The sequence below is a fragment of the Desulfobaccales bacterium genome, from assembly GCA_041648175.1.
Classification (GTDB): Bacteria; Desulfobacterota; Desulfobaccia; order Desulfobaccales; family 0-14-0-80-60-11; genus 0-14-0-80-60-11.
The window spans coordinates 78,748-90,681 of sequence record JBAZPO010000016.1; the positions used below are offsets into that span (position 1 = coordinate 78,748).

General features: G+C 59.3%; 12 protein-coding genes. 9 read left to right on the top strand and 3 right to left on the bottom strand.

The window, feature by feature from the left end; genetic code table 11:
- The first annotated feature begins 121 nt into the window (after positions 1 to 121).
- Positions 122 to 454 (top strand): arsenosugar biosynthesis-associated peroxidase-like protein, encoded by a 333-nt coding sequence (locus tag WC600_14575; protein ID MFA4903955.1) that lies wholly within the window; start codon positions 122 to 124, stop codon positions 452 to 454.
- A gap of 12 nt (positions 455 to 466) precedes the next feature.
- Positions 467 to 1,429, top strand: coding sequence for an arsenosugar biosynthesis radical SAM (seleno)protein ArsS (gene arsS / locus WC600_14580; GenBank protein MFA4903956.1), 963 nt, complete (start codon positions 467 to 469; stop codon positions 1,427 to 1,429).
- Positions 1,430 to 1,493: 64 nt separating this feature from the next.
- On the opposite strand, the gene WC600_14585 is transcribed toward arsS, so the two are convergent.
- Positions 1,494 to 2,255, bottom strand: coding sequence for a TIGR04283 family arsenosugar biosynthesis glycosyltransferase (locus tag WC600_14585; protein MFA4903957.1), 762 nt, complete (start codon positions 2,253 to 2,255; stop codon positions 1,494 to 1,496).
- Positions 2,256 to 2,258: 3 nt separating this feature from the next.
- Between WC600_14585 and WC600_14590 the strand changes: the two genes are divergently transcribed.
- The 6 genes from WC600_14590 (at position 2,259) to WC600_14615 (ending at position 9,104) form a co-directional block, all read left to right on the top strand.
- Entirely contained in the window at positions 2,259 to 2,957 is a 699-nt protein-coding gene (locus tag WC600_14590; GenBank protein MFA4903958.1) for a TIGR04282 family arsenosugar biosynthesis glycosyltransferase, read from the top strand.
- 76 nt (positions 2,958 to 3,033) lie between these two features.
- Positions 3,034 to 3,741 carry a TVP38/TMEM64 family protein gene (locus tag WC600_14595; protein ID MFA4903959.1) on the top strand — a complete coding sequence of 236 codons (708 nt, stop codon included), beginning with the start codon at positions 3,034 to 3,036 and terminating at the stop codon, positions 3,739 to 3,741.
- A 148-nt stretch (positions 3,742 to 3,889) separates the two neighbouring features.
- On the top strand, positions 3,890 to 4,399 hold the full coding sequence (locus WC600_14600; GenBank protein ID MFA4903960.1) for a CAP domain-containing protein: 510 nt from the start codon (positions 3,890 to 3,892) through the stop codon (positions 4,397 to 4,399).
- Between the two features lie 16 nt (positions 4,400 to 4,415).
- The gene (locus WC600_14605) at positions 4,416 to 6,950 is read left to right on the top strand and encodes an FAD-dependent oxidoreductase (protein ID MFA4903961.1); all 2,535 of its coding nucleotides are present in this window, start codon (positions 4,416 to 4,418) and stop codon (positions 6,948 to 6,950) included.
- Positions 6,951 to 7,143: 193 nt separating this feature from the next.
- Entirely contained in the window at positions 7,144 to 7,656 is a 513-nt protein-coding gene (locus WC600_14610) for a methylated-DNA--[protein]-cysteine S-methyltransferase (protein ID MFA4903962.1), read from the top strand.
- Between the two features lie 128 nt (positions 7,657 to 7,784).
- Positions 7,785 to 9,104, top strand: a complete 1,320-nt coding sequence (locus tag WC600_14615; protein ID MFA4903963.1) for a pentapeptide repeat-containing protein — start codon at positions 7,785 to 7,787, stop codon at positions 9,102 to 9,104.
- A gap of 103 nt (positions 9,105 to 9,207) precedes the next feature.
- On the opposite strand, the gene WC600_14620 is transcribed toward WC600_14615, so the two are convergent.
- Together WC600_14620 and WC600_14625 are read right to left on the bottom strand one after the other, a co-directional pair.
- A complete protein-coding gene (locus WC600_14620) occupies positions 9,208 to 9,750 on the bottom strand; it encodes a thermonuclease family protein (GenBank protein MFA4903964.1) in 543 nt (180 codons plus the stop codon).
- 79 nt (positions 9,751 to 9,829) lie between these two features.
- The gene (locus WC600_14625) at positions 9,830 to 10,798 is read right to left on the bottom strand and encodes a UDP-glucuronic acid decarboxylase family protein (GenBank protein ID MFA4903965.1); all 969 of its coding nucleotides are present in this window, start codon (positions 10,796 to 10,798) and stop codon (positions 9,830 to 9,832) included.
- A gap of 271 nt (positions 10,799 to 11,069) precedes the next feature.
- On the opposite strand from WC600_14625, the gene WC600_14630 reads away from it, so the two are divergent.
- Positions 11,070 to 11,642, top strand: coding sequence for a hypothetical protein (locus WC600_14630; protein MFA4903966.1), 573 nt, complete (start codon positions 11,070 to 11,072; stop codon positions 11,640 to 11,642).
- Positions 11,643 to 11,934 lie beyond the last annotated feature (292 nt).

Consider the following 11,934-nt stretch of genomic DNA (forward strand, 5'->3'; position numbering starts at 1 on the left):
ATTGCCTGATAGAACTCGATGATCAATCTTGCTGCCACCATCAAGCCTGTAAGCCCGGGGGGGAATTAGCTTGTTCCGTCGCCGCCCCATTTATCTTACCCTTTTATCCTGAGGGGAAAAAATGTCTCACTACTACGAAGAAAATGACCTGGAGAGGTTTGGCGAGATCGGCAAATATCGCCCCGAGCTCTATGATATCTTCATGAACTACTACCAGGGGGTCATGAGCGCCGGGGCACTGACAACCAGGGAAAAGGCCCTCATTGCCCTGGCGGTGGCCCACGCGGTCCAATGCCCCTACTGCATCGACGCCTACACCCGGGGGTCCCTGGAAGCCGGCTCCAATATGGAGGAGATGACCGAAGCCATCCACGTGGCCGCAGCCATCAGGGGGGGCGCCACCCTGATCCACGGCATCCAGGCCCACAATGCCGCCGCCAAAATCACTTTGTAAGGAATCAGACCTGTGCTCCCTTTTGCCCGAAAGTTGGAGGATCTGGGTTACTCCGGCCTGAAGGCCGAAAGCGTCAGCATCCTCCAGGTCAACCTGGGGTGGCGCTGCAACCAGGCTTGCAAGCACTGTCACCTGCTGGCCGGACCCGACCGCCTGGAACAGATGGAAAGGGACACCATCGATGAGGTCATCCGGGTGGTGGAGCGCTGGTCCATCCCCACCGTCGACCTCACCGGGGGGTCGCCAGAACTCAATCCCCATTACGAGTATCTGGTGGAGCGCCTGGCGTCATCGGGCACCCATATCCTGACCCGCTGCAACCTGACGGTCCTTTTGGAACCCGGCAAAGAGCACCTGCCGGAGTTTTACCGGGACCACCGGGTGGAACTGGTCTGCTCCTTGCCCTATTACCAGGAAGACCTGGTGGACCGCCTGCGGGGCCCGGGAGTCTTCCAGAAGAGCCTTTTAGCCTTGCAACGCCTCAATCGCATGGGCTATGGAGAGGCGGACTCGGACCTTAAGCTCAATCTCATGTATAACCCCGCGGGCGCCTACTTTCCACCGGAACAAGAAGCCCTGGAAGAGATATTCCACCGGGAATTGGCGGCCCGCTTCGGGATTCGCTTCCGCCGCCTTCTGACCCTGCTCAACATGCCGATCGGGCGTTTCAAAGAATTTCTGGAGCGGTCCAAGAATTACGACCGTTACATGGGCAAGCTGGTTGCCGGTTTCAACCCGGCCACGGTGGCCAGCCTCATGTGCCGTTCCCTCATCAGCATCTCCTGGGACGGGCGCCTCTACGACTGCGATTTCAACCAGGCCTTGGCTCTGCCCGTGCTTGCAGAATTACCCCAGACCGTCTGGGACTTCGACCTGCCCACGTTGGCCACCCGGCCCATACGCCTGGCGGATCATTGCTACGGCTGCACCTCCGGTGGAGGCTCCTCCTGCGGCGGCTGCCTGGCCGAGGAGTGAAGGAAGTCGAGAATTGAGGGGAGGCCGGGGGAAGTTTTTCGTAAGGGTCCCTCCCTCCCTCATTTCACAGTTCACCTTTCCGCGGCCAGCGGCGGGTAAAGAGGCGTTCGGCCCGGTGGCGGACCAGACAGAACCAATAAAGACCCAAGGTCCGGAAGTTGCCGTGTTGTAACCAGCGGCGGCCCGACGTAGTCACCGGCGGGTTTAAGAGGTGCAGCCGGGTATGGCACCGCAGCCGGAGCACCAGGTCCAGGTCTTCCGGGCGGCGATGGGCATAGCCTCCCAGGGCGAAAAACAGGGGCCGGCGCACAAAAATGACCTGATCGCCGTAAGGGAGGCCGAAGAGGCGGCACCGCCAGTTGGCTCCCCAGGCAATGAACCTGAGGAATGGAGTAGGGGGCGTCAGGCTCAGGTAGAAGGCCCCGGCCTTAACTTCAGGGTCTCGGGCGGCCTGCCGCAGGGCTGCGAGATGGACCGGTGTGAACCCGGTGTCGATATGCAGAAACACCAGGAACTCCCCCCTTGCCAGCCGGGCGCCCGCATTCATTTGGGACCCGCGCCCCCGGGGAGCCGTAATCAGGCGGACGAAAGGGAAGCGGGCCGCCACTGCCTGGGTGGCGTCAACGCTGCCGCCGTCCACCAGGATGAATTCCAGGTCAGGGCTCCGGGGTAGATTGGTCAGAGCCTCGGTCAGAATTGAGGCCTCATTTAAAACCGGGAGGATGATGGAGATAGTTGGTTTCTTGCCTGCCTCTACCGGGCGCTGGAATTCAAGGTCGAAGGTGCGAGGCGTCCCCTTCTCTGACCACATGATGTCATCACTCACCGCATGACCGCCTTGCTCATCATATTTGCCAAGGAACCACGTCCGGGGCACGTAAAAACCCGTCTCAGCCCGCCCTTGGCCCCCGAATCGGCTGCTCAACTTTATCACAACTTTCTTATAGATATCCTGGAAGAAATGGGGCGGGTCCAGGAGGTGCGGCTGGCCCTGGCCTTTAGCCCTCCCGAGGCCCAGGACTTTTTCCAGGCTCTGGCGCCGCCGGGGATGGATGTCTTTCCTCAAGAGGGCGGCGATTTGGGGGAGCGCATGGCCCGGGCCTGCGCCTGGGGTTTTAAAGCCGGTTATAGCCCGGTATTATTAAGGGGCAGCGATACTCCGGATCTTCCGGCCGCGGTGGTGTCTGAGGCCAGGGAGGTGTTGGCTGCCGGACATTCTCAGGTGGTGCTGGGGCCGGCAACCGATGGCGGCTACTATCTTGTGGGGCTCACCAGGCCGCAGCCCCACTTGTTTCAGGGTCAGCTATGGTCCAGCAGCACGGTCCTGAAATCTACCCTCAACGTGGCGCGGCAACAAAATCTGACAGTCCATCTGTTGCCTGCCTGGTCCGACATTGATACATTTGCCGATCTACTCACTTTTTTAAACCGGGCCCGCCCGGCGCCGCAGCCGGGATGGCGCAGCCGCCTCAAAGCCCTGGAACTGCTCGGTCCGCTTGCGACTGATTTATCCCGGCAGGCTCGTTAAATTCTTCGTCAAATCCCAACCAAGCCCGGGTTGATTCACGACCCCCTTACACGTACAATAACGTCAGGAGTATCGTATGACAAACCCCCAGGGCTTGAAACGCCGGCCGAAACGTAAAAAGATGTCCATCGTCCGTCCGCTCATCTTTTTGTTGTTAATCGTTATAGTAATCGCCATCCAGTATTTTCACCCGGAGCGGTATCTGGACAAAGAATATCTCCGCCAGTTCGCGGCTTCTTACGGGGTTCTGCTGCCGGTGATGTACCTGGTGGTGTGGACGGTGGGACCGCTCTTCTTGCCCGGCCTCCCCATTACCCTGGCTGGCGGCGTGCTCTTCGGTCCCTTTTGGGGGGTAGTCTACACGGCCTTAGGATCGACGATGGGCGCGGGGTTGGTTTTCCTGGTTTCCCGCTACCTGGCTCGAGATTGGGTAGTAAGCAAGCTGGCCGGCACCAGGCTGATGTCCCTGGATGACAAAGTGGCCCGGCATGGCTGGAAGATCGTGGCCTTTACTCGATTGGTCCCGATTTTCTCCTATACCCTGCTGAACTACGCCTACGGTCTCACCCGAATCTCGTTCTGGCCTTTTATAGCCGCCACCTTCGTCTGCATGCTGCCCGTAACCATTGCGTTTGTGTACTTCTCCAGTAATATCCTGGATGTCTTACACGGCAGGATTTCTAAGGAGTTGATCATCGGGTTGATCCTGGTAATCCTGGTGAGCCTTATCCCGTTGATCTACAAGAGACTGAAAGCCAAGGCGGCGGATCCTCTCGATATTTAGGGGCGCGGTTTCCGTTCCATCTACGCCCGGGCCGAACCCACCCGGGAATTTGTCAAGCTCTATAATCCGTGGTAAGGTATTTGGGAGAGGCGGGGGTATCTTGAAAGATGCCCCAGTCCTATCCGATCGCCGCTTTGGGGAGGCAAGGATGCCAAAATCTGGAAAGTGTGCGGTTGTGCTTGCCCTTCTGCTGACCCTGGTCGTGGGCCTTCCGCCAGCCCGGGCCTGGGAGCGCATCCACTACCTGAAGGAAGTGGAGCGCAAGGTCACCCAGCTTACAAATGAGGCGCGCCGGGACCATCATTTGGCGCTCGTGGAACGGGATACCACCCTGGTTGACATTGCCCGGTGCCATAGCGATGACATGCTGAAGCGGAATTACTTCAGCCATGTTAGTCCCGATGGCAAATCCATTCAGGATCGGGTGGTTCCGGCCTATTCCCGCGCCTTGTCCCGGGCCGGGGAAAACATTTGGAGCGGCCACGGCTATGATTATTCCGACTGCACCCTCATGGCCCGGGTCATTGTGGATAGCTGGATGAGTTCTCCGGGGCACCGGGCCAACCTGCTCAACCCCGATTACAATTACGTGGGCGTGGGCGTGTCGGCCATGGGCAAAGAGGTCCGGGCCACCCAAAATTTCATCCTGAAACGTTAGTCCACCAAACCTGTTTATGGAACCTCAAGAACAATCCCCGCTCAACTGGTCGAAAAAGATTTTAGCCGAGTGCATCGGAGAAGAACTGCCCCCCTGCCAGGCCGCCTGTCCCTTGGATATCCGGGTGCGGGAAAAATTCCGTTTCCTGCAGGAAGGGGACTTAGCCGGGGCAATGGGCGTGGTCCTGGAACGCTGCCCCTTTCCCGGCATTCTGGGCCGCATCTGCACCCACCCGTGTGAGCAGGCCTGCACGCGTAACTCCCTGGACCAGCCCATTGCCATTGCCGCCTTGAAACGCTACCTGGCGGACCTGAATCCCGATGCCGTCTTCGACGTGACGCCAGGCCCGGAGCGGCCCCAGCAGATTGCCGTGGTGGGGGGCGGTCCTGCCGGGCTCATGGCCGCATATGAGCTGCGCCGCTTCGGTTATCCCGTCACGCTCTTCGAAGCCGAACCTTTCCTGGGCGGGGCTCTACGCCTCTATATCCCGGTCTACCGCCTGCCCCGGGCGGTGCTGGAGCGGGAAGTAAATATAGTGGAGAAGTTAGGGGTAGAGGTGCGGCTCCGCACCCGGGTGGGCCGTGATGTTCACCTGGAAGACCTGCGTCGGGATTTCGCCGCAGTCTTTTTGGCCCTGGGAGCCCACAAGAGCCTGCGCCTTCATATCCCCGGCGAAGATTTAACCGGAGTGCTGGACGGCATCGGTTTTTTGAAGGCCGTCAATTCCGGGGCGCCGCCGGAAGTGGGCCTCCGGGTGGCCGTCATTGGCGGCGGCAACGCCGCGGTGGACGCGGCCCGTTCTGCCTGGCGCTGCGGGGCTCAGGAAGTGCATGTCCTGTATCGCCGCACTGCGGACCTCATGCCGGCCCTGGCCTCCGAGGTGGAAGAAGCCCACCGGGAAGGCATCCAGTTTAACTTCCTCACCCTGCCGGTACGCCTGGAAGGGGATGGCCAGGTTAAGCGCCTGGTGGCCCAAAAGACTGAATTGGGAGAGCCCGATAGCAGCGGCAGGTGTTGCCCGGTGCCGGTGGCCGGCTCCGAGTTCACCCTGGAAGTGAACACCGTGATCGCCGCGGTGGGTCAGACCGCGGATTTCAACTTTTTTGGGCCTGGCCTGGCCTTTGACACTGCCACCATTTACCGTCTGGAAACGGACCCCGTGACCCTTAAGACCCGGATTCCGGGAGTCTTTGCCGGGGGCGACCTGGTCACCGGACCCAAAAGCGCAGTGGAAGCCTTTGCCGCGGGGCGCCGGGCCGCCCTGGCCATCCATTGCTCTCTCCAAAATCAGCCGCTTCCGGAGAAGTTACCGCCCCTGACCGCGCGCGGCACTAACCTCATCGTGGACACCACCGGCGTGACGATCACCACCCGCCAGGCCATGCCCGATCTCAGTCTCCCTGAACGGTCGGCCCAGCCAAACGCCGAGGTGGAACTGGGCTTCACTCATGAGGTGGCACGGGCCGAAGCCGCCCGCTGCCTCACCTGCGTCTGTTCCCAGTGTGTCAAGAACTGCACCTTTCTCCAGTACTACGTTACACAGTTCCCTTATACTGAAAAAGAACTGGTGCGTCTCTTAGACGAGCGGGGCGGCGCTGACCCCCTGCTCCCCTATTCCTGTCACTATTGCGGTCTCTGCCAGGCGGTTTGCCCCAAGGACCTCCACGCCGGGAGACCCTGCCTGTCGGCCCGGGAAGCCCTGGTGGCCTGCAACCAGGGACCGCTGCCCCCTCACAAGGGCATCAAGAATTACGTCAGGTGGGGGGCGTCTCCCACCTTTGCCTTGATCCGTCCCGACCCGGCTACCGGCAAGGCGGAGCGAGTCTTTTTTCCGGGCTGCTCGCTCATGGGCCACTCAACCGAGGTGGTGAAGGCGGCCTACGCTCACCTGCGCAAAAAATTGCCGGATACCGGGATCATGCTCAATTGTTGCGGCGCGCCCAGCTATTTTATGGGCGAAAAAGACGTCATGCTCCGGGTCATCGGAAATGTGGCCCGGGAATTAAAAACTCTGGGGGCTGAAGAAATCATTGTGGCGTGCCCTCACTGCTACCAGACCTTCCAAGAATTTCTGCCCGAGGTTAACCTCCGCACCATTTACGAAGTGCTGGGCGAAGTGGGCCTGCCCCCCGGCACCCAGGCGACCGTCCCTTGGACCTTCAACATCCAGGATGCCTGCGGCGCGCGCCAGGCTCCAAATATCCATGCAGCAGTGCGGGGCGTAGTGAAGGATTTGGGATATACTGTGGAAGAAATGGTCCATAACCGGGAGCGCAGCATCTGTTGCGGCTCCGGCGGCATGGTGCCCGCGGTGGCCCCGGAACTGGCAAAGCACATGACCGATTTTCGCCTGTCCGAAGCCACCCACGACCTGATCACCTACTGCGCCTCCTGCCGGGCTCGCTTGAGCAAGGCGGGCCACCCCACGCTCCACGTCCTGGACTTGGCCTTCAACCCGGCCTGGCAGCAGACCAAAACCCAGCCTCCGCCCCATAACCTGCTGCGCTGGTGGCGCCGCTGGCGGCTGAAAAAGCATTTTGGGAGGCTGTAATTTTTGGGGGAGGGGCTAAGGGCGAAGGCTCTTATACCGTTTTTGGTTTTCAGTTTTCGGTTTTCGGTTAAAAAGGCCAAGGGATATCAATAGGATAAATAGTAGGTTTTCCTGGTTCCCAAGCTGCGCTTGGGAACCTTATATGGCGCAAAGCTTTGCTTTGCTCATTGACCGAATATGCTAAGAGGTACAAATGCGAAAAAATTCACCGAACCCCGACAAAGAATGGATAGTTTATCTGTCGGATACGCCCGTGGGGCCATTGCGGCTTTCTTTTACAGACCAAGGCCTCACCGCCCTGGAGTTTTCCGGGGACGACACAGCGACTCCGCCGGAGCAAGACTCTTACCCGTCACACCTGAAGCCGCTCATTGACGCGGCCAAACGGGAGCTAACGGCTTATTTCGAGGGAGCACCCGCCGATTTCTCCGAGCTCGCTTTAGACCCCCAGGGCACCCCCTTTCAGCGCCGGGTCTGGCAGGAACTGCGGCGGATTCCTCGGGGTCAAGCCATCTCTTATAAAGAATTGGCCCAGCGGGTCGGCAAACCCAAGGCCAGCCGCGCTGTAGGCCAGGCCAATGCCCAGAACCCCATCGCCCTCATCATCCCCTGCCACCGGGTCATCGCCGCAGACGGCACCCTGGGGGGCTACAGTTCGGGCCTGGAACGCAAGCGCTGGCTGCTTAAACACGAAGGCGCGATGTAAAAGACGGTCTTCGGTTTGTTGTTGAAAAAACCGGTGGGGCGGGCCTCTGTGCCCGCCTATTTTTTTCTTGGATTTTTCCCTTTGATTCAGGCTAAATGAAATCAGGTAAACTCTGGCAGGAGAGCGAGATGAGTCGAGGGAGAGCCAGGACTTTGAGGCCGCACTGGTTGGGCATGCTTCTCCTGGGGTTGCTTGCCCTCCTGCTCCTGACCTCTGGCCTCGCACCCGCGCAAGAGACCAAGGCAACCGAGACCAAGAAACCCTGGACCGGCAAGCTGGCAGACGGCCGGGAGATTACCCAGGATGATCTGGACCGGATCCTCCAGGCGCATGCCTTATGGTTCAAAAGTGATCACAAAGAGGGGCAACAGGCCGACCTGAGCAAGGCCTTTCTTATTGGGGCCAACCTGGGCGGAGTCTTTCTGGATGAGGCCAACCTGAGCGGGGCCAATCTGCTCGGGGCCAACCTAAGCGGTGTCGTTCTTCCCGGAGCCAACCTGAGCGGGGCCACCTTGGCAGGGGCCAACCTGAGCGGAGCCATCCTTCGGGACGCAAACCTGAGTGAGGCCATGCTTGCAAAAGCCAACCTGAGCCGGGCCCAGCTGTTCAACGCCAACCTGAACGGAGCGAACCTTAACAGGGCCAACCTGAGCGGGGCCAACTTTGAATTGGCCAACCTAAGCGGAGCCGATCTTTACAGGGCCAACCTGAGCGGGGCCTTTTTCCAACCCAAACCTGGCTCGGTGCCCGATGTATCATTATTGCTGAAAATTGAGGGGCTTGCATCATTACGATATGAGGCCTCATCCCACGCCCTGGTGGAACTCCGGGAAACCTACAAAAAGGCAGGGCTGCGGGAGCCGGAGCGCCAGGTGACCTATGCCCTGAACCACGCCCGCCGGGAAAAGTTATGGGAAGAAGGGGGCTTTCTGGGCAAGCTGGAGAGCCTCTTTAACCTGGTCTGCTTCGAATGGTCCTGCCAGTACGGCATGAGGCCCGGCCGGCCCCTGGAGATTTTGGGCCTGGGGCTGTTTCTCTTCACTCCTTTTTATCTCCTGGCCTTGCGGAGCCGGGACCGGGAGACGGGCATTTGGCTGGTGCTGCCGCCGGAGCGCATTATCGGCGGGGGGGCGAAAGTCAGGCCATTAAAATTGACCGGCCACACCCCCTTCCGCCCCATCCCGCCTAGGCATTGGCCCAGGTTCAAGGCCAAGTTACGTCGCGGCCTGCGCCGGGTGCGTCTGGCCTTTTACTTCAGCCTGCTCTCCGCCTTTAACCTGGGCTGGCGGGAGCTCAACGTTGGGAGCTGGATTTCCCGCCTCCAGAAGCATGAATACACCCTCAGGGCCACGGGCTGGGTGCGGACGGTGGCTGGGCTCCAGTCGCTGTTGAGCGTCTACCTGCTGGCCCTCTGGGTTCTCACCTACTTCGGGCGGCCTTTTGACTAAGCGTCGAAAGGATAATGCGCCCTACGCATTTTCAGCACAGGCGAGACACCTGTGCCACCATCTTTTTTACTGAAAACTGACAACTGACAACTGGCAACTGCCCTTAAGGTTTGCAACTCCGGCAGGGGCTGTAGCCCTGAAGGTAGGCGTCTTTGAGCGAAGTGAAGCGCACCTGGTTGGCCCGGGCCATCTTGGCGGCCAGAGGGCACTTGGGGCGGTGCAGGCGGAAGGTGTCCTGGTTCCCCAGGTAGTAAGGTTCGTCTTGCTTAAGAAGTTTTTGCCAGATGCCCCGTTGGGCCTCGATGGCCTCTTGTTGGGCCGCCAGTAGGACCTTCTGGTAGCGCATATTGGGCGCGATGAAGTAGACTCGGGCCAAGCCCTGGCGCACCATCTCGGTATTTATCATAGTATGGCCCGGCAGAAAGACATAAGCCAGGAGGCGATTGTAGTGGTCGTAACGCAGCCGGTCGTACTCCAGACTCACCTGCCGGTTAAGGGTCAGATCGCTGAGAACCGCTTTGGCCTTATGGGCCAGAAAATCCGCCGGCTGGCCGTCCCGCTCCACTTCCGGAGCATCGATACCCAGGACCCGCACCCTGGCCCCACCGGCCAACACCAGGGTATCCCCGTCAATGACTCCCTCCACCTGTGCTTCTGTAGGTGGAGCGGCGGGTTTGCCCTCGCAGGCGTTGAGCCAGAAACCGCAACCTACCAGAAGGATCAGGTTAGAAATTAAGGGAAGCCACCACTGACAAGTTCTCCTGCTTGAGTCTTTCCGCAAAATAAGGAATGGTCTCCTTCAGGCCGGCCTCCAGAGGCACGTTAGGCTGCCAGCCCAGCAACTCCCGGGCCCGGGAGATGTCCGGCCGCCGCCGCCCCGGATCATCCGGGGGCAGAGGCCGGTGGATGATGGCCGAAGGTGTGTTGATCAACCCCAGGACCTTTTGGGCCGCCTCCATGATGGTGAACTCACCCGGGTTGCCCAGGTTGACGGGATCGGACACGCCGTCTTTATTCATCAACCGCACCAGCCCTTCCACCAGATCGGACACATAAGAGAATGATCGGGTTTGCTGTCCTTCCCCATAAATGGTGATGTCCTGACCGGTAAGGGCCTGGACGATGAAGTTGCTGATCACCCGGCCGTCATTCAGGGCCATCCGAGGTCCAAAGGTGTTGAAGATGCGGGCGATGCGGGTATCCACCTGGTTCTGGCGGTGATAGTCCATCATCAGGGTCTCGGCCACTCGTTTCCCCTCGTCATAACAGCTCCGGACCCCGATGGGGTTCACGTTTCCCCAATACCCCTCAGGCTGGGGGTGAACCTGGGGGTCGCCGTAGACCTCGGAAGTGGAGGCCAGAAGAATCCGGGCTTTCACCCTCTTTGCCAGCCCCAACATGTTCAGGGTCCCCAGTACGTTGGTCTTGATGGTCTTGACCGGGTTGTATTGGTAGTGCACCGGCGAGGCCGGACAAGCCAGGTGATAGACCTGGTCCACCTCCAACATGATGGCGTTTACCACATCGTGACGGATCATCTCCAGCCGGGGATGGTCCCGCAGATGGAGGAGGTTGGCTTTGGAGCCGGTGAAATAATTATCCAGGCAGAGAATCTCGTGATTCCGGTTCAGCAGATACTCCACCAGATGGGAGCCGATGAACCCTGCTCCGCCGGTGATCAAAATCCGGGCCATGTAATTTCTCCTTTCGAGCCACCGCGTCGGTCCATTGTACCCGGCTTCCGCCCTGAGGTAAATTCCTTAACCGAGTTTTTCTTCTTTTAAGGGGCTGACAAGGCTGCACTCAGATGACCTTTTTCTCTTTTGTAAGGTTTTGAAATAACTCTTAAGCATTGCCCCCGGCAAGTTTATCCCTTAAACTGGTTTGAGGTGGCATTAGTGCCCTCCCCCTGATGCGGCCCGGGACCTAAAACTATCCGAACTCCAATTCTTTTGAGGTTACCTTATGGGTATGATTCACAGCCTGTTGCAGCCATCAGCGTCTGGAGGTGGCCGCGGCATCATCGCCCTGGTCATGGCGTTGGTATTCCTGTCAGCCTGTACGCCCTCGAGCCAAGAAGAAGAGGAACTCCGTAAGGAGATTCAGGCGCTTAAGGCCCAGGTAACCACCATGCAGGACAAGCTCAACCAACTCCAGGGCGGGCAACAGGCGATTATCGAGATGATGAAGCAGCCGGCCTCACCGCCGGAGCCCATGGGCATGCCAAGCCCGCCGCAAGCCCCGGACCCCCTGACCGTGGCCCAACTCCTGGCCAGCAAAGACCGCTATTTGGGTACCCGGGTAACAGTCAAGGGCGCGGTGGGCCCGGTCATGATGCACCATAAATCCCTCATGCTTAAGTCGCCCCAGGGCATGGTGGAGGTCTTATTCGGTAATCTGCCGGACCCCAAATTAATTCAAACCCTTAACTCCACCGCTCTGGATAAACCCATTACCGTGACCGGAGTGGTAAATCTGCCACCGGCTCGGGGAGCAGGCGCCCAACTCCAGATCAACGCTGAGGCTGTGGAGTTCTGAAGCCCAAGCCCTACTCCGGCCCAAGCTAGCGCTCCTTAAATCCGGCGCCTGCTGGCTAAGAAGCCGCTGTACGGCAGCCTGGCCCACAGCGACGGGCACCCCGGCCTTAAGCCGCAGCCTCATAAATACTTTATAAAAAAATCTCCTGAATGTGCTCTGGCTATTCGGTAGTGTATCAGTTTGAATTTTTGGGGGATTGATTTTTAGGGAAAGCTCAGGCATAATCTAACCATGCCTGACCAATCAAGCAAGAAGCCGAAGCGCCCCCGTGATCTGAATGTCTTGGCAAAGA

Bases quoted from the DNA above. Each gene is read 5' to 3' on its own strand.
- WC600_14595 (MFA4903959.1), top strand. From the start codon at position 3,034: ATGACAAACCCCCAGGGCTTGAAACGCCGGCCGAAACGTAAAAAGATG.
- WC600_14610 (MFA4903962.1), top strand. From the start codon at position 7,144: ATGCGAAAAAATTCACCGAACCCCGACAAAGAATGGATAGTTTATCTG.
- WC600_14575 (MFA4903955.1), top strand. From the start codon at position 122: ATGTCTCACTACTACGAAGAAAATGACCTGGAGAGGTTTGGCGAGATC.
- WC600_14605 (MFA4903961.1), top strand. From the start codon at position 4,416: ATGGAACCTCAAGAACAATCCCCGCTCAACTGGTCGAAAAAGATTTTA.
- WC600_14590 (MFA4903958.1), top strand. From the start codon at position 2,259: ATGACCGCCTTGCTCATCATATTTGCCAAGGAACCACGTCCGGGGCAC.
- WC600_14615 (MFA4903963.1), top strand. From the start codon at position 7,785: ATGAGTCGAGGGAGAGCCAGGACTTTGAGGCCGCACTGGTTGGGCATG.
- WC600_14630 (MFA4903966.1), top strand. From the start codon at position 11,070: ATGGGTATGATTCACAGCCTGTTGCAGCCATCAGCGTCTGGAGGTGGC.
- WC600_14625 (MFA4903965.1), bottom strand. From the start codon at position 10,798: ATGGCCCGGATTTTGATCACCGGCGGAGCAGGGTTCATCGGCTCCCAT.
- WC600_14600 (MFA4903960.1), top strand. From the start codon at position 3,890: ATGCCAAAATCTGGAAAGTGTGCGGTTGTGCTTGCCCTTCTGCTGACC.